This window comes from Streptomyces sp. NPDC101776 (assembly GCF_044766845.1).
Classification (GTDB): Bacteria; Actinomycetota; Actinomycetes; order Streptomycetales; family Streptomycetaceae; genus Streptomyces.
In genome coordinates, this window is record NZ_JBIWMV010000011.1 from 1 (window position 1) to 17,599 (window position 17,599).

Sequence of the window (17,599 nt, forward strand, 5' to 3'; positions counted from 1 at the left end):
TCAACATATCTGGCGTTGATTTTTGGCACGCTGTTGAGTTCTCAAGGAACGGACGCTTCCTTTGTACTCACCCTCTCGGGCTTTCCTCCGGGCTTTTCCCTTCGGTCTTGCGTTTCCGACTCTATCAGACCGTTTCCGGACCCGATTTCCTCGGTGCTTTCCAGGTTTCCGCTTCCGCGTTTCCCTTTCCGGCGGTTCCGACTTTATCAGAAGTTCTGAGTCGGATTTTCCGGCCCTTCGGGAGCGGCTTCCGTACACGCGAAGTGTCCGGGTTCTCCCTCAGGCGGAGCCGTAAACGTACTGGAGCGGGCCGCCTCGATGCAAATCGAGGCGGCCCGCTCCAGGTTCACGCGTACGAGGGGGTCGTACGACGGTCAGACCTCCACGACGACCGGGAGGATCATCGGCCTGCGCCGATAGTTGTCGGAGACCCACTTGCCGAGCGTCCGACGGATCAGTTGCTGCAGCTGGTGCGGCTCCACCACGCCGTCCTGGGCCGAGCGCTCCAGGACCTCCGCGATCCGGGGGACCACGTCCACGAAGGCGGAGTCGTCGATGCCTGAGCCGCGGGCCTGGATGTGCGGGCCGCCCGTGATCTTGCCGGTGGACGAGTCCACGACGACGAAGACCGAGATGATGCCCTCGTCCCCCAGGATCCTGCGGTCCTTCAGCGCCGGTTCGCCGACATCGCCGACCGAGAGGCCGTCGACGTAGACATAACCGGCCTGGACCTTGCCCGAGATCTTGGCCTTGCCCTCGATGAGGTCGACGACCACGCCGTCCTCGGCGATGACGATCCGGTCGTGCGGGACGCCGGTCATGGCACCCAGTTCGGCGTTGGCCCGCAGGTGGCGCCATTCGCCGTGGACCGGCATCAGGTTCTTCGGCCGGCAGATGTTGTAGAAGTACAGCAGCTCGCCGGCCGAGGCGTGTCCGGAGACGTGGACCTTGGCGTTGCCCTTGTGGACGACGTTGGCGCCCCAGCGGGTGAGGCCGTTGATGACCCGGTAGACCGCGTTCTCGTTGCCCGGGATGAGCGACGACGCCAGGATCACCGTGTCGCCCGCGACGATACGGATCTGGTGGTCGCGGTTGGCCATGCGGGACAGGGCGGCCATCGGTTCGCCCTGCGAGCCCGTGCAGACCAGGACGACCTGGCTGTCCGGGAGGTCGTCGAGCGTCTTGACGTCCACCACCAGACCCGGCGGGACCTTGAGATAGCCGAGGTCCCGGGCGATGCCCATGTTCCGGACCATCGAGCGGCCGACGAAGGCGACCCGGCGGCCGTGCTCGTGCGCCGTGTCCAGCACCTGCTGGATGCGGTGGACGTGGCTGGCGAAGCTCGCCACGATGATCCGCTTACGGGCGCTGCCGAAGACCTGCCGCAGGACGTTCGAGATCTCGCGCTCGGGCGGGACGAATCCCGGGACCTCGGCGTTCGTCGAGTCGGCGAGGAGCAGGTCGATGCCTTCCTCGCTCAGTCGTGCGAACGCGTGTAGATCTGTCAGCCGACCGTCCAGCGGCAGCTGGTCCATCTTGAAGTCGCCGGTGTGGACGACCATGCCCGCGGGGGTGCGGATGGCGACCGCGAGCGCGTCCGGGATCGAGTGGTTGACCGCGACGAACTCGCAGTCGAAGGGGCCGATCCGCTCGCGGTGCCCCTCGGCGACCTCGAGCGTGTACGGGCGGATGCGGTGCTCCTGGAGCTTCGCCTCGATGAGGGCGAGGGTCAGCTTGGAGCCGATCAGCGGGATGTCCGCCTTCTCACGAAGGAGGTACGGGACCGCGCCGATGTGGTCCTCGTGGCCATGCGTGAGGACGATGCCGTCGATGTCGTCGAGGCGGTCCCTGATGGACGTGAAGTCCGGCAGGATCAGGTCGATTCCGGGCTGCTCCTCCTCGGGGAAGAGCACGCCGCAGTCGACGATGAGCAGACGGCCGCCGTATTCGAAGACCGTCATGTTTCGGCCGATTTCCCCGAGGCCGCCGAGGGGGGTGACCCTCAGGCCGCCTTCGGGGAGCTTGGGCGGCGGGGCGAGTTCAGGATGCGGATGACTCAAAAGACTCTCCTACCCATGCGCGCCACGTACCTGTGGGCACGTGGCGCGCATGACGTTCGTGCAAATGCAGTTATCGGATGTGGGGTGCGGGCGCCGAAGCCCCGCGTATTCAGTTGTGAAGTCCGTTGTCAGAGCTGTACCCCGCCGGCGGCAAGATCGATCTTGAGCTGTGCGATCTCCTCGGGCGAGCACTCGACCATCGGTGAGCGCAGCGGTCCGGCGGGCAGTCCCTGGAGGGTGAGCGCGGCCTTGGTGGTCATGACGCCCTGGGTGCGGAACATGCCGGTGTAGACGGGGAGCAGCTTCTGGTGGATCTCGGTGGCCTTCTGGACGTCACCGGAGACGTATGCCTCCACCAGGGTGCGCAGCTCGGGTGTGACCACATGGCCGACGACCGAGACGAAGCCGACCGCGCCCACGGAGAGCAGCGGCAGGTTCAGCATGTCGTCGCCGGAGTACCAGGCCAGGCCGGTCCGGGCGATGGCCCAGCTGGCGCGGCCGAGGTCTCCCTTGGCGTCCTTGTTGGCGACGATCCGCGGATGCTCGGCGAGTCGGACCAGTGTCTCGGTGCCGATCGGGACGCCGCTGCGACCGGGGATGTCGTAGAGCATGACCGGCAGTTCGGCGGCGTCCGCGACCGCCTTGAAGTGCCGGTAGAGGCCCTCCTGTGGGGGCTTGTTGTAGTACGGCGTGACTACGAGCAGGCCGTGTGCGCCGGTGCGTTCGGCCGTGCGGGCGAGTTCGACGCTGTGGTGGGTGTCGTTGGTGCCTACGCCGGCGATGACGTGGGCGCGGTCTCCGACCGCTTCCAGTACGGCTCGTACGAGATCCGTTTTCTCCGTGTCGCTGGTGGTCGGGGACTCACCGGTGGTGCCATTGATGATCAGGCCGTCGTTGCCTGCGTCCACCAGGTGGGTAGCGAGCCGCTGAGCGCCGTCGAGGTCGAGTGCGCCGTCCGCCGTGAACGGCGTGACCATGGCGGTGAGGACCCGCCCGAAGGGGGTCTGCGGAGTGGAGGTCGGAGCCATGGGTGACACGCTACTCGCTGCTCAATGCGGGGTCTGCCCTAGGGGCAGGCGACAAGTCATGACAAATATGGAGCCCGGCACTGCCTGCTCGGGGGTTCAAGCAGTGCCGGGTCCGTTTGATCAGGCTAGATGAACTTCTCCAAATGCCGCAATACGGACACTTCGTGCGGCCCATCCGTACATGTGTGCCCGATCGGCAAACAGAGGTGCGCTACGGGGCGACACGGCCGTTGGCATTGAAGGCCGAGTAGGTGAGCGGCATGAGCTTGGCCCACTGCTCCTCCATCTTCTCGCCGACCATCTCGATCTCCCGCTGCGGGAACGACGGCACCTTCGCCAGCTCGTGCTGCGTGCGCAGGCCCAGGAAGTGCATCAGCGAGCGTGCGTTGCACGTGGCGTACATCGAGGAGAAGAGACCTACGGGGAGAACGGCCCGGGCGACCTCGCGGGCGACGCCGGCGGCGAGCATCTCCTGGTACGCCTCGTACGCCTGGCGGTACGAGTCCTCCATGGTGCGGCCGACCAACTCCTGCTGGGCCTGCGTGCCCTCCACGAACACGTACTTGCCCGGGCGGCCCTCCTGGACCAGCTTGCGGGACTCGCCGGGGACGTAGAAGACGGGCTGGAGCTCCCTGTACCTTCCCGATTCCTCGTTGTACGACCAGCCCACCCGGTGCCGCATGAACTCGCGGAAGACGAGGATCGGGGCGCTGATGAAGAAGGTCATCGAGTTGTGCTCGAAGGGGCTGCCGTGCCGGTCGCGCATCAGGTAGTTGATCAGACCCTTGGAGCGCTCGGGGTCCTTGCCCATCTCCTCCAGGGACTGCTCGCCGATGGTCGAGACGCGGGCGGCGAAGAGCACGTCCGCGTCGGACGCGGTGTGCTTGACCAGCTCGACGGTGACATCGCTGCGGAAACTGGGCTTGAGGTCGTCGGCGGGAGTGTCGGTCACGGCTCGGAGGGTCCTTCCATCACGTCTCTCGGGCGGCGCCCACTCTACGGCCCGGCACTGACATCGGGGCGTTCGGTGCCGGGCCCAGACATTCATTGGCGAACTTCTGCGAATTCGGTGAAACAGGGCACCAATTGAGGCGTTCGCTCGTCTGTCTTGGTGAGAGTCACCCGTTCGATCCCGAATCGACCCCAGAGGGGAGAAGCACCACCGATGTTCCGTCGGAGCGAACCCGTCCCGTTCGCCTTCATCGCCGAGACCGACCGCTTCCGCAGCAATGTCGCACCGCCGCCGCGCGAGCGTGCGTCCGCCGGTCAGATAACCGGGCGCTGGCTCCTGGGTCTCACCATCGTCGCCGGGATCGTGGGCTCCCTGGTCCTCGGGATGCCGGCGCTGTCCCAGAACAACCTCTCGACACAGAACCAGCAGTCACAGGCCGCGGACAACCGCTGACCTGCGACGCAGCCGAAACTGACTCATCCGGACCCCCAATGGTGGTGAGCGGGAACACGGCCGGATAGCCTCACCGGGCACAGCCCACGCATGGATTCAGTGAGGACACCAGCCGTGCCCCTGCCCTTCCTTACGGCCGACCGCGCATTCGAGGCCGCGGACGAGCTCGCGCTGCCGTTCGACGACCGCGACCGCTGGCGGCGCCCCTACCGGCCTGGACCGTGGCGGGTGGCGGCGGCGGCGCTCGTGCTGCTGCTCGCGTCGTACGTGCTGTTCGCCGCCGTCATCATCGCGTTGACCGGCTCGCGGTCCGAGGCCGCGGTGATCCTCGGCATCGCGGTGGTCGTCATCCTCTGTGCCCTGCGGCTGCTGCGCATGGGCGTGTGGGTGAGCGCGCGCGGGCTGCGCCGAGTGCGGTTCTTGTACACCCTCACGGTGCGGTGGGACCGGGTCGCCGCCGTGCGCACGGTGCAGCAGCCGGTGCGCTGGCTCGGGCTGCCGCGCACGGTGCAGGGACAGGCGCTGCTCCTCGTACGGAAGGACCGTGCTCCCGAGGATGTGGCCGCGCTGCTGACCACGCACGACATCGACTTCGTGGCGCGAGCCTCCTCCTTCGACCGGGCCGCGGACTCGGTCGAGGTGTGGTCCGACGAGTACCGGCGGAGCTGACCGGGCGAGAGCGACGTGATAGGGCCGGTCCGCAGCGAATGCGGGCCGGCCCCTTCTGCTTACGGGTGTTCAGGCCTGGACGGGGCGGCCCGCGTGCAGGGCGATCGCGCGTTGCATCGCCTTGCGGGCACGTGGGGTGTCGCGGGCGTCGTGGTAGGCGACGGCGAGGCGGAACCAGCTGCGCCAGTCGTCGGGGGCCGCCTCCGTCTCGGCCTTGCGCTTGGCGAAGACCTCGTCGGCGGAGTCACGGTCGATACGGCCGCCGGCGGTGCGCCTCAACTCGTCGACGGGCAGGCCGCCTTCGGCGTCGAGGAGGGTGGCGAGGCGGTTGGCGTTGCGGACGAACTGGGTGTTCTTCCAGAGGAACCACACGCCGATCACCGGCAGGATCAGGACCGCGATCCCGAAGGTGACGGTGATGAGCGTGCCCGACTGTATGAGCATGACGCCGCGGCTGCCGACCAGGACGAAGTAGAAGACCAGGACGGCGGCCGTGACTGCGTAGGTGAGTTTGGCGCGCATGTCGTGAGCCTCAGCCCAGGTCCAGGAAGTGTTCCAGGCCGAAGGTGAGGCCCGGGGTCGTCACCACGCGGCGGGCTCCGAGCAGGATGCCCGGCATGAAGCTGCTGTGGTGCAGGGAGTCGTGCCGGACGGTCAGGGTCTCGCCCTCGCCGCCGAGCAGCACCTCCTGGTGGGCCAACAGGCCGCGCAGCCGGACGGAGTGCACGGGGATCCCGTCGACGTCCGCGCCCCGCGCGCCGTCCAGGGCCGTCTCCGTGGCGTCCGGCGCCGGAGCCGTGCCCGCCTTCGCGCGCGCCTCGGCGATGAGCTGGGCCGTGCGCGTGGCCGTACCGCTCGGGGCGTCGACCTTCCTCGGGTGGTGCAGCTCGATGACCTCGACCGACTCGAAATACGGTGCGGCGATCTGCGCGAACTTCATGGTCAGGACGGCCCCGATGGAGAAGTTGGGCGCGATGAGGACGCCCGTCCCCGGGGACTTCGCCAGCCAACCGGTGAGCTGCGCGAGGCGTTCGTCGGTCCAGCCCGTCGTGCCGACGACCGCGTGGATTCCGTGGCCCACGCAGAAGTCGAGGTTGTCCATCACCGAGGCGGGGGTGGTCAGTTCGACGGCGACCTGGGCGCCGGACTCCGTGAGCGTCTCCAGGGAGTCGCCGCGGCCCAGGGCCGCCACCAGTTCCATGTCCTCGGCGGCCTCGACGGCTCGTACCGCCTCGGCGCCGATCCGGCCCTTGGCACCGAGGACCGCCACGCGCAGCTTGCTCATCGTTCTTGCTTCCTTACGACGGGTGTTAGGCGACGGCGTCGTGCAGTCGGGCCGCCTGCTTGTCCTTGAGCGGGCCGATGACCGACAGCGAGGGCCGCTGTCCCAGGATCTCGCGGGCGACCTCGCGGACCTCGTCCGGGGTGACCGAAGCGATCCGGGCCAGCAGGTCGTCGACGGACATCTGCACGCCCCAGCACAGCTCGCTCTTGCCGATACGGTTCATCAGCGCGCCGGTGTCCTCGAGGCCGAGGACGGTGGAACCCTGGAGCTGGCCGACGGCGCGGCCGATCTCGTCGTCGGACAGGCCGTGTTCGGCAACCTGGTCGAGTTCGTCGCGGCAGATCTTCAGCACGTCGTGGACCTGCGAGGGCCGGCAGCCGGCGTAGACGCCGAAGAGGCCGCAGTCGGCGAAGCCCGACGTGTACGAGTACACGCTGTAGGCCAGGCCGCGCTTCTCCCGGACCTCCTGGAAGAGGCGGGACGACATGCCGCCGCCGAGGGCCGTGTTGAGGACCCCGAGGGCCCAGCGGCGCTCGTCGGTGCGGGCCAGCCCCGGCATGCCGAGGACGACATGGGCCTGCTCGGTCTTGCGGCCGATCAGCTCGACCTTGCCGGTGGAGCGAAGGACGCGGCGGCCGTCGCGCGGGACGATGGGGGCCGCCTCGGGAGTGCGGAAGGCGCCGGCCTTCTCGAAGGCCGAGCGGACCTGTCGTACGACCTTGTCGTGGTCGATGTTGCCCGCTGCCGCGACCACGAGGTGGGTCGGGTCGTAGTGCTTCTTGTAGAAGCGGCGGATGCGGTCCGCGGTGAGGGCGTTGACGGTGTCGACCGTGCCGAGGACGGGGCGGCCGAGGGGGTTGTCGCCGAACATCGTGCGCGCGAACAGGTCGTGCACGCAGTCGCCCGGGTCGTCCTCCGTCATGGCGATCTCTTCGAGGATGGCGCCGCGCTCGACGTTGACGTCGTCCTCGCGGATGAGCGAGCCGGTCAGCATGTCGCAGACGACGTCGATGGCGAGCGGCAGGTCGGTGTCGAGCACGCGCGCGTAGTAGCACGTGTACTCCTTCGCCGTAAACGCGTTCATCTCGCCGCCGACCGCGTCGACCGCGGAGGAGATGTCCAGGGCGCTGCGCTTGTGCGTGCCCTTGAAGAGGAGGTGTTCCAGGTAGTGCGTGGCGCCGTTCAGGGACGGTGTCTCGTCGCGGGAGCCCACGTGTGCCCAGATACCGAAGGTCGCGGAACGGACCGAGGGCAGCGTCTCGGTGACGATGCGCAGACCGCCCGGGAGGGTGGTCTTACGGACCGTGCCGATGCCGTTGGTGCCCTGGATGAGAGTTTGGGTACGGGCGACGGCCCGCGCCTCCGAGGAGGTGCGGGCCGTCGTCGTGGTGCTGGTCGACGTCACTTGTCGTCGTCGTCCTTCTTGTCGTCCTCGGCGTTCTCTTCACCCTCGATGACGGGGATCAGGGAGAGCTTGCCGCGGGAGTCGATCTCGGCGATCTCGACCTGGACCTTCTGGCCCACGCCGACGACGTCCTCGACGTTCTCCACACGCTTGCCGCCGGCGAGCTTGCGGATCTGCGAGATGTGCAGCAGACCGTCCTTGCCCGGGAGCAGCGACACGAACGCGCCGAAGGTGGTGGTCTTGACGACCGTACCCAGGTAGCGCTCGCCGACCTCCGGCATGGTCGGGTTGGCGATGCCGTTGATCGTGGCGCGGGCGGCCTCGGCCTGCGAGCCGACCTGGGCACCGATGTAGATGGTGCCGTCGTCCTCGATCGTGATCTCGGCGCCGGTGTCCTCCTGGATCTGGTTGATCATCTTGCCCTTCGGGCCGATGACCTCGCCGATCTTGTCCACGGGGATCTTGACGGTGATGATCCGCGGGGCGTTCGGGGACATCTCGTCCGGCGTGTCGATCGCTTCCATCATCACGTCGAGGATGTGGAGGCGGGCGTCACGGGCCTGCTTGAGAGCGGCGGCCAGGACGGAGGCGGGGATGCCGTCCAGCTTGGTGTCGAGCTGGAGGGCGGTGACGAACTCCTTGGTGCCGGCGACCTTGAAGTCCATGTCGCCGAAGGCGTCCTCCGCACCGAGGATGTCGGTGAGGGCGACGTAGTGCGTCTCGCCGTTGATCTCCTGGGAGATCAGGCCCATGGCGATACCGGCGACGGGGGCCTTGAGGGGCACACCGGCGTTCAGCAGCGACATGGTGGAGGCGCAGACCGAGCCCATGGACGTCGAGCCGTTCGACCCGAGGGCCTCGGAGACCTGACGGATCGCGTAGGGGAACTCCTCGCGCGTCGGCAGGACCGGGACCAGGGCGCGCTCGGCGAGCGCTCCGTGGCCGATCTCGCGGCGCTTCGGGGAGCCGACGCGGCCGGTCTCGCCGACCGAGTACGGCGGGAAGTTGTAGTTGTGCATGTAGCGCTTGCGGGTCACCGGGGAGAGGGTGTCCAGCTGCTGCTCCATGCGGAGCATGTTGAGGGTGGTGACGCCCAGGATCTGGGTCTCGCCACGCTCGAACAGCGCCGAGCCGTGCACGCGCGGGATGGCCTCGACCTCGGCGGCCAGGGTGCGGATGTCGGTGACACCGCGGCCGTCGATGCGCTTCTTCTCCTTGATGACGCGCTCACGGACCAGGGACTTGGTCAGCGAGCGGTACGCGGCGGAGATCTCCTTCTCGCGGCCCTCGAACTCCGGGAGGAGCTTCTCGGCGGCGAGACCCTTGACGCGGTCCAGCTCGGCCTCGCGGTCCTGCTTGCCGGCGATGGTCAGCGCGGAGGCGAGCTCCGGGCGGACGGCGGCGGTGAGGGCCTCCAGGATGTCGTCCTGGTAGTCGAGGAAGATCGGGAATTCGCCGGTCGGCTTGGCGGCCTTCGCGGCGAGGTCGGCCTGGGCCTTGCAGAGCACCTTGATGAAGGGCTTCGCGGCGTCCAGACCGGAGGCGACGACCTCCTCGGTGGGCGCCTCGGCGCCGCCCGCGACCAGGGTGATGGTCTTCTCGGTGGCCTCGGCCTCGACCATCATGATCGCGACGTCGCCGTCCTCCAGGACGCGACCGGCGACGACCATGTCGAAGACGGCGTCCTCGAGCTCGGTGTGCGTCGGGAACGCGACCCACTGGCCGTTGATCAGCGCGACGCGGACGCCGCCGACCGGGCCGGAGAAGGGCAGACCGGCCAGCTGCGTGGACGCGGAGGCGGCGTTGATCGCCACGACGTCGTACAGGTGGTCGGGGTTGAGGGCCATGATCGTCGCGACGACCTGGATCTCGTTGCGCAGGCCCTTCTTGAAGGACGGGCGCAGCGGGCGGTCGATCAGGCGGCAGGTGAGGATCGCGTCCTCGGAGGGCCGGCCCTCACGACGGAAGAAGCTGCCGGGGATCTTGCCGGCGGCGTACATCCGCTCCTCGACGTCCACCGTGAGGGGGAAGAAGTCGAGCTGGTCCTTGGGGTTCTTGGAGGCGGTGGTGGCCGACAGCACCATGGTGTCGTCGTCCAGGTACGCCACGGCGGAGCCGGCGGCCTGCTTGGCCAGGCGGCCCGTCTCGAAGCGGATGGTGCGGGTGCCGAAAGTGCCGTTGTCAATGACGGCCTCGGCGTAGTGGGTCTCGTTCTCCACTAGCGTTTTCTCCGTTACTTGTCGTCTTTCGTCCCTCCCCGCCCGTGTGGCGGGGGGACGGTGGCGGAGAAGCGCTGTCTGGTGCGGGCCGGTCTTCGATCGAAGCACCCGGGGCTCTTGCCCGGGCGCCACTACCGAGGACCGGCGGCTGCGAGGCGCGCTTCTCCTCGTTCGTTTCCTACGGTGTCGTGCTGTCCTGCGTTGTCATGCTGTGTCGTGCGTATTGCGTTGTGCTACCACACTACAAAGCGGCACTGACACTCCGCACGTTTCCGCACGTACGGGCAATCCGCACATACGGCAAAGGGAGCGGCTCCCGATCGTTTCGGGAACCGCTCCCTTCACGGCGTCTTACTTGGCGCCCGCAGCACCGCGGCGGATGCCCAGGCGGTCCACCAGCGCACGGAAGCGCTGGATGTCCTTCTTGGCCAGGTACTGGAGCAGCCGGCGGCGCTGACCGACCAGGATCAGCAGACCACGACGGGAGTGGTGGTCGTGCTTGTGGGTCTTCAGGTGCTCGGTCAGGTCCGAGATACGGCGCGAGAGCATGGCGACCTGGACCTCGGGGGAGCCGGTGTCGCCCTCCTTCTGACCGAACTCACTGATGAGCTGCTTCTTCGTAGCGGCGTCGAGCGACACGCGTACTCCTCGTAGTCTGAGATGTGCCACCGAGTGCCCCTGGTCCACTTCTCAGGGGAGCTTCCTTGACTCGGGAGGCGGGATCCGCTGGGCGCTGCCTCCGGAGCCGTGAGCTCCAGGGGTGCGTACACAAACGGCCGCTACACAGCGTACCAGCCTGGGGGGATGCCCCGGTCCAGCTCCATGAAGAGCCCTGACCGGGGCTGATGCGGCCACTAGGGTGATCTGCATCTACGCGTGGACCGTAGATCACGTCGGTTCGTCCGGAAGGGGTCGCTTCGCCATGGCGGAGACGGAGCAGGAGATCAAGGCACGCAAGGAGCGCGAGCGGGACGAGCTGTACGCCCTCGACATCTCGGGCGTCGAGTGGCGCAGCGCGCCGGGCACGGAGGAGCACGAGGAGCGCGTCGAGATCGCCGACCTGCCCGACGGAGGGGTGGCGATGCGTTCGTCGCTCGACCCGGAGACCGTGCTGCGGTACACGGAGGCGGAGTGGACGGCCTTCGTGCTGGGCGCCCGGGACGGCGAGTTCGATCTGGAGCCGGCTCCGGAGGAGCAGCAGTAGTCGTGGGCGTGGAAAAGGGGCGGCACGCGTGTGTGCCGCCCCTTTCGCATGCCTACGGCTCTCAGCTGGTCATCGCCCGTGCCTGCGCGTACACGTCGAAGACGGCCAGGGACAGCGGGATCAGGGTGAGCAGGACGAAGCTCTCGGCGATCTCCAGGAAGCGGCCCCAGAAGGGGGTGACTCCGCGCTTCGGGGTGATCAGGGCGATCGCGGTGACCAGCACGGTGGAGGCGCCGACCGCGGCCGCGAGCCAGACGCTGCGGATGTCGAGGGACGTCGCGTCACCCAGGACCGCGTCCCGCACGTACGCGTGCGGCGGGTTCAGGGCGAGGCCGAGGCCCAGGAAGACGAGCGCGGCGAGGCCCGCGGCGAGGGTGGCGCCGACCTGGGCGGTGTAGCGGAACAGGTGGGCGCGCATCAGCATCGCGATGCCGGTGGCCAGCGCGAGGAGCTGGGCCCAGATGTCGCTGGAGAAGCCGAGGACGATCGCGGCGCCCACGGAGACGAGGGCGCAGCCGCCGACCAGGCCGACGAGGAGTTCGTGGCCGCGCCGGGCGCGGGCCGCGATGCGCTCGGCGTCGACGGGCTCCTGGGGCGCGGGTTCGGCGTCGCCGTAGCCGCCGCGATTGGGGTTGGGGGGTTCGAAGCCGATGGGGAGGCGGGCGAAGCGCATGGACAGGCCCGGGAGGAAGGCGAGCGCGCACACGGAGAGCGGGGCGCAGACGGCGGCCGTCTCGATGGGCTTCAGGTGGGTGAGCATCGCGACGAACGTCGTCAACAGGCCGATGGCGGAGGCGAAGACGAAGGCCACGAAGGGGCCGTCGCCGCCGGGCGAGACCAGGGTGAGGACTACGGTGGCGACGAGGACGGCCGCGCAGGCGAGCAGGAACTGGAGCCGCCCGATGCCCTGTCCTTCGGAGAAGGGCAGGAGTCCGGAGCCGACCACGGCGATGTTCGGGAGCGCGCCCAGGCCCAGGGCGACCGCCGAGCCCCGGTCGTCGTACACACGCGCGCGTACGCAGGCGATGGTGACGAGGAGGAGGCCGGCGAGGCCGGCGACGATGCCCTGGAGGCTGTTCATGTCGTGGTGGATCTGGGAACTCCAGGCCACGAACGCGAGCAGCGCGGGCAGGACGCCGGCCGCGACGAGACCAGCGGCGCGCGTCAACTCGCCGTTCCACAGGGCACGGTCACGGGTGACGGCCGAGGCGACCGCTTCGGAGACGTCGTCGTAGACGGCCGGCGGCAGCGAGTCGGCGAAGGGGCGCAGGGTGAGCAGTTCGCCGTCGAGGATGCGCTGCGCGGCGAAGGAGCGGGCGCCGTCGAGGACGGTGCCGTCGCGGCGGACGAGGTGGTAGCCGACCGGGGCGCCCTCGGCGAGGCTCTGCTGGGACAGCCGCAGGATCTCCGGGTACAGGTCGGCGACCGGTACGTCGTCGGGCAGGGCCACGTCGATCCTGCTGTCGGGCGCCACGATGGTGACGCGGCAGAAGCCGAAGCCCATACCCGCGACGGAAGGGGCTCCGGTGCCCGATCCACCGGTCGCGCCGGTCGGCGCGGAGGCCGTGATGCTCACCTGTCTGTTCCCCCTTGTCAGTGACGGACGGTCCGCGAAGTTGCCGCGCGCATCCGACATAGAGATTCCGCCGTAAAGATCCTGTGCAGGTCGTACCGTGCCACCCGTCACGCCGGCCAACGGCGCTGTCGCGCCCGGGACTCGACAAGGACCCGACGGGATCCGCCCACCGCGAACGCTGCGGTTTTGCCCGGTTTTCCCGGAACGATTCGCAACTGCTCACACGTCTCACGGGCACCCTACCGCCCGTCGTTGTCAGTGGTTGTCAGTAGGATCGCGCAGTGCGGATCGGCGTCCGCCCGACACGGGGCGGCGGACGAAACAACTCGGTCCGGCAAGGGAATTGGTGCTTAGTGAGCCAGATCGTCGTCAAGCGCCCGCCGAGGTCGCTGCCGAAGGAAGTGCCCACGGACGAGGTCATGCTGCAGGCTCCGCCGGAGCTGCCGCGCGGCCAGCAGGAGGGCGCCATGATGCAGCTCCTGCCCATGCTCGGCATGGGCGGGTCGGTGGTGTTCTTCTTCAACCCCAGTGCCCAGCCGTTCATGAAGATCATGGGCATGGTGATGATCGCGTCCACGGTCGCGATGGGCATCTCGATGCTGGTCCGCTTCCGCCGGGGCAACCAGGGGCAGATGGCCGACATGCGCCGTGACTATCTGCGCTATCTGTCCCAGACCCGGCGTACGGCCCTGGAGACCGCGCGGGCCCAGCGCGACGCCCAGTACTACCTGCACCCTTCGCCGGAGCAACTGTGGGCACTGGTCGCCGAGGGCAGCCGGGTGTGGGAACGCCGCACGAACGACGAGGACTTCGGGCAGGTGCGGGTCGGCCTCGGCCCGCAGGGTCTCGCCACTCCCCTGGTCCCGCCGGAGACCGCGCCGGTCGACCAGTTGGAGCCGCTGACCGCGGGCGCCATGCAGCGCTTCCTGGCCACGCACGGCACCCTTGAGGACCTGCCGATGGCGGTCTCGCTGCGCGCCTTCTACCACGTGACGATCAGCGGCGAGCCTGTCACCGTGCGCGGCACCGCCCGCGCGGTCGCCGCCTCTCTCGCCTCGCTGCACTCCCCCGAGGACCTGGTCGTCGCCGTCGCCACTGGGCGCGAGTCGGTGCCCGAGTGGGAGTGGGCCAAGTGGCTCCCCCACGCGCAGGCGCCGGGTCTCGCGGACGGCGCGGGCAGCATGCGGCTGATCACCACCGACCCGATGGAGCTGGAGGAGATGCTCACGGAGCGGCTCCAGGGCCGCCCGCGTTTCCACCCCGCCGGAGCGCCGGTGCCCGAACAGCCGCACCTGGTGGTCGTGTTGGACGGCGTCTCCTTGCCGCCGACCTCGTTCCTGGCCAGCCCCGAAGGCCTCCAGGGCGTGACGATCGTCGAGGTCATGCCCGGTGACCTCAGCAGCGGACGCGGTGACCTCTCGATCGTCGTGCACCCGAAGGAACTCCGCCTGGAGTCGGGCCACGGCATGGTCTACGAAGGCACGCCGGACGTCCTGTCGTACGAGGCCGCCGAGGCGCTGGCCCGCCAACTGGCGCCGCTGCGCATGGTGTCGGGCGGTGACGACGACGAACCACTGCTCGCCAACCTGGAGTTCACGGATCTGCTGAACCTGGGGGACGCGGCCTCCGTCGACCCGAAGCGGACCTGGCGCCCCCGCTCGACCGCCGAGCGGCTGCGGGTGCCGATCGGGCTCGGTGAGGACGGCCGACCCGTGATGCTCGACCTCAAGGAGGCGGCCCAGGAGGGCATGGGTCCGCACGGGCTGTGTGTCGGCGCGACCGGTTCCGGCAAGTCGGAGCTGCTGCGCACACTGGTCCTCGGCCTCGCGGTGACGCACTCCTCCGAGACGCTGAACTTCGTCCTCGCGGACTTCAAGGGCGGTGCCACCTTCGCCGGCATGGCGCAGATGCCGCATGTCGCGGCCGTCATCACCAACCTGGCCGACGACCTGACCCTCGTCGACCGCATGGGGGACTCGATCCGCGGCGAGTTGAACCGCCGCCAGGAGATGCTCCGCGACGCGGGCAACTACGCGAACATCCACGACTACGAGAAGGCGCGCGCGGCGGGTGCCCCCCTGCAGCCCGTCCCGTCCCTCGTCCTGGTGATCGACGAGTTCAGTGAACTCCTCACCGCCAAGCCGGACTTCATCGAGATGTTCGTGCAGATCGGCCGCATCGGCCGTTCCCTGGGCGTGCATCTGCTGCTCGCCTCGCAGCGCCTGGAGGAGGGCCGGCTGCGCGGCCTGGAGACGTACCTGTCGTACCGGATCGGTCTGCGCACGTTCTCGGCGGCCGAGTCGCGGGCGGCGCTCGGGGTACCGGACGCGTACGAGCTGCCGAACGTGCCGGGCTCCGGCTTCCTGAAGTACGGCACCGACGAGATGGTGCGCTTCAAGGCGGCGTACGTCTCCGGGGTGTACCGCACGAGTTCGCAGCAGTCCGCCGCGCTCGGCGGGCCGCTCCCGGTGGACCGCAGGCCGGTGCTGTTCACGGCGGCGCAGGTGCCGGTGCGGTACGCGCCCGTGCCGCGGCAGCGCCAGGCGGAGGCGGCGGACGAGAAGGACGACGCGCTCGCCGACACCGTGCTCGACGTGATCGTGCGCCGACTTGAGGCGCAGGGGCCGGCCGCCCACCAGGTGTGGCTGCCCCCGCTGGACAGCCCGCCGTCGCTCGACTCGCTGCTGCCCGGCCTCGCCGCGGTTCCGGGACGCGGCATGACGCAGCCGGGCTACGAGGGCGCGGGCCGGCTCGTCGTCCCGGTCGGCCTGGTCGACAAGCCGTACGAGCAGCGGCGCGATCCGCTGTGGACCGACTTCGGTGGCGCGGCCGGCCATATGCAGATCCTGGGCGGCCCGCAGTCCGGCAAGTCGACGCTGCTGCGCTCCCTCATCGCGTCGTTCGCGCTCACCCACACCCCGCACGAAGTGCAGTTCTACGCACTGGACTTCGGCGGTGGCGGCCTGTCGGCGGTGGCGGCTCTGCCGCACGTGGGCGGGGTCGCCTCCCGTCTCGACCCGGAGAAGGTCCGGCGTACGGCGGCCGAGGTCTACGGCGTGATGACGCGCCGCGAGGAGTACTTCCGCACGGTCGGCATCTCCTCCATCGCGGAGTTCCGCTCCCGCCGCGCGCGGGGCGACATCTCGGTGACCGACCAGCCCTGGGGCGATGTCTTCCTCGTCATCGACGGCTGGGGCAACTTCCGTACGGACTATGAGGCGTTGGAGCCGGTCGTGCTCGACATCGCGGCCCGCGGCCTCGGTTACGGCATCCATGTGATCCTCACGGCGTCGCGCTCCATGGAGGTCCGCGCGAACATGAAGGACCACCTGATGAACCGGCTGGAGCTGCGGCTCGGCGACCCGATGGACTCGGAGTTCGACCGCAAGGTCGCCGCCAACGTGCCCACGGGCGTGCCCGGTCGGGGCCAGACCCCGCAGAAGCAGCACTTCATGGCGGCGGTCCCGCGCATCGACGGCCTGTCCTCCGACACGGACCTCGCAGAGGCCACGACGGCTCTCGCGGCCGAGGTCGCCCGCCACTGGCAGGAACCCGGAGCACCCGAAGTCCGCCTGCTGCCAAGGGAGTTCGCGGCGGCCCAACTGCCCCCCGGCGACCGTTTCCCGAACCGGGGCGTCTCCTTCGCGCTCGACGAGGACAACCTGGAGCCGGTGTTCGTCGACTTCGACCAGGACCCGTTCTTCCTCGTCTTCGGCGAGAGCGAGTCCGGCAAGTCGAACCTGCTCAAGCTCATCATCAAGCGCCTCACCGAGCGCTTCGACGGCTCCGACTGCAAGCTCTTCGTGGTCGACAACCGGCGTTCCCTGCTGGGCGTGACCCCGCCCTCGCACCTGGCCGAGTACATCCCCATGTCGAACCAGATGCAGCACCACATGGACGCGCTGGCCGACCTGATGCAGCGCCGGACACCGACGTCCGACGTCACTCCGCAGCAGCTCCGGGACCGGAGTTGGTGGCGGGGCCCGCAGGTGTTCGTGATCATCGACGACTACGACCTGGTGTCCACGTCGAGCGGCAACCCGCTGTCCGGTCTGACAGAACTCCTGCCGTTCGCCCGGGACGTGGGCGTGCGCTTCGTCGTCGCCCGCTCCACGGCGGGCGCGGGGCGCGCCGGTTACGAGTCCTTCATGCAGCGGATGAAGGAACTCGGCGCCCAGGGAGTGGTGTTGGCGGGCGATCCGGCCGAGGGCGACCTCCTGGGCGGCGTACGGCCGCGGCCGATGCCCGCCGGGCGGGGCGTGTTCGTGTCCCGAAAGCGCGGCAAGCCGCTGGTCCAGGTCGGCCAGGTCCCGGACACGACGGAGTGAGGAAGGTGCCGGCAGGAGCGGCACGGAAGGCAGTGCGGCGGACCGTCCTCGGTGTCGCGCTGCCGGTGGCGCTCGGCGGCGGCTGATACGGCTGCACGGACCGACGCAACACCGCGCTGGCGCCGCACTGTGCCGACCGGCCCGCTTCCCTCGTCGTGTCGATAGCGCACGCCCGGAAGACGGCCGGAGTCGGCACCGTCCACCGGACCTTCGCGTCCGTGCGCCCGACGCCGCGCGGTTCGCCGCTCTTCGTGACCACGTACACCGCCTCCGTGTCGACGCCGAGGAGTGCCGCCACCTCGGCCGCCGGACAGGTCCCCTTCGGTTCGCCGGTGGACGCGACGTACGTACGCAACCCGCCCCGGCTGTCCGTGCCCACCACCAGCCGGTCGGAGAGCGACAGATAGCCGTTCTTCGCCA

General features: G+C 69.1%; 13 protein-coding genes. 4 read left to right on the forward strand and 9 right to left on the reverse strand.

What is annotated here, in order from left to right; translation table 11 throughout:
• Window positions 1-374 precede the first annotated feature (374 nt).
• The 3 genes from ACIRRY_RS29760 to thyX form a co-directional block, all read right to left on the reverse strand.
• A complete protein-coding gene (locus ACIRRY_RS29760) occupies window positions 375-2,060 on the reverse strand; it encodes a ribonuclease J (protein WP_403978381.1) in 1,686 nt (561 codons plus the stop codon).
• 128 nt (window positions 2,061-2,188) lie between these two features.
• Window positions 2,189-3,088, reverse strand: a complete 900-nt coding sequence (dapA, locus tag ACIRRY_RS29765) for a 4-hydroxy-tetrahydrodipicolinate synthase (RefSeq protein WP_403978384.1) — start codon at window positions 3,086-3,088, stop codon at window positions 2,189-2,191.
• 211 nt (window positions 3,089-3,299) lie between these two features.
• Entirely contained in the window at window positions 3,300-4,040 is a 741-nt protein-coding gene (gene thyX / locus ACIRRY_RS29770; RefSeq protein WP_403978387.1) for an FAD-dependent thymidylate synthase, read from the reverse strand.
• Between the two features lie 213 nt (window positions 4,041-4,253).
• Here thyX and ACIRRY_RS29775 point away from each other — a divergent pair, with 213 nt between their 5' ends.
• Complete coding sequence (locus ACIRRY_RS29775; RefSeq protein WP_403978390.1) at window positions 4,254-4,493, forward strand: hypothetical protein; 240 nt, start codon at window positions 4,254-4,256, stop codon at window positions 4,491-4,493.
• A 114-nt stretch (window positions 4,494-4,607) separates the two neighbouring features.
• Window positions 4,608-5,162, forward strand: coding sequence for a hypothetical protein (locus ACIRRY_RS29780; protein WP_403978393.1), 555 nt, complete (start codon window positions 4,608-4,610; stop codon window positions 5,160-5,162).
• Between the two features lie 69 nt (window positions 5,163-5,231).
• Here ACIRRY_RS29780 and ACIRRY_RS29785 read toward each other — a convergent pair whose 3' ends face one another.
• From ACIRRY_RS29785 to rpsO, 5 genes are all read right to left on the reverse strand, one after another.
• On the reverse strand, window positions 5,232-5,684 hold the full coding sequence (locus tag ACIRRY_RS29785) for a hypothetical protein (protein WP_403978396.1): 453 nt from the start codon (window positions 5,682-5,684) through the stop codon (window positions 5,232-5,234).
• A gap of 10 nt (window positions 5,685-5,694) precedes the next feature.
• Complete coding sequence (gene dapB, locus ACIRRY_RS29790; protein WP_403978399.1) at window positions 5,695-6,447, reverse strand: 4-hydroxy-tetrahydrodipicolinate reductase; 753 nt, start codon at window positions 6,445-6,447, stop codon at window positions 5,695-5,697.
• Window positions 6,448-6,472: 25 nt separating this feature from the next.
• Window positions 6,473-7,852 carry a M16 family metallopeptidase gene (locus ACIRRY_RS29795; RefSeq protein WP_403978402.1) on the reverse strand — a complete coding sequence of 460 codons (1,380 nt, stop codon included), beginning with the start codon at window positions 7,850-7,852 and terminating at the stop codon, window positions 6,473-6,475.
• On the reverse strand, window positions 7,849-10,071 hold the full coding sequence (locus ACIRRY_RS29800) for a polyribonucleotide nucleotidyltransferase (protein WP_403978405.1): 2,223 nt from the start codon (window positions 10,069-10,071) through the stop codon (window positions 7,849-7,851). The genes ACIRRY_RS29795 and ACIRRY_RS29800 overlap by 4 nt, the downstream gene beginning before the upstream one ends.
• A gap of 351 nt (window positions 10,072-10,422) precedes the next feature.
• On the reverse strand, window positions 10,423-10,710 hold the full coding sequence (gene rpsO, locus ACIRRY_RS29805) for a 30S ribosomal protein S15 (protein ID WP_019064787.1): 288 nt from the start codon (window positions 10,708-10,710) through the stop codon (window positions 10,423-10,425).
• 283 nt (window positions 10,711-10,993) lie between these two features.
• On the opposite strand from rpsO, the gene ACIRRY_RS29810 reads away from it, so the two are divergent.
• Window positions 10,994-11,275, forward strand: coding sequence for a DUF397 domain-containing protein (locus ACIRRY_RS29810; protein WP_403978408.1), 282 nt, complete (start codon window positions 10,994-10,996; stop codon window positions 11,273-11,275).
• 61 nt (window positions 11,276-11,336) lie between these two features.
• Here ACIRRY_RS29810 and eccD read toward each other — a convergent pair whose 3' ends face one another.
• On the reverse strand, window positions 11,337-12,851 hold the full coding sequence (gene eccD, locus ACIRRY_RS29815; RefSeq protein ID WP_403978410.1) for a type VII secretion integral membrane protein EccD: 1,515 nt from the start codon (window positions 12,849-12,851) through the stop codon (window positions 11,337-11,339).
• Between the two features lie 353 nt (window positions 12,852-13,204).
• Between eccD and eccCa the strand changes: the two genes are divergently transcribed.
• A complete protein-coding gene (gene eccCa, locus ACIRRY_RS29820) occupies window positions 13,205-17,179 on the forward strand; it encodes a type VII secretion protein EccCa (RefSeq protein ID WP_403978413.1) in 3,975 nt (1,324 codons plus the stop codon).
• Window positions 17,180-17,599: the final 420 nt, after the last annotated feature.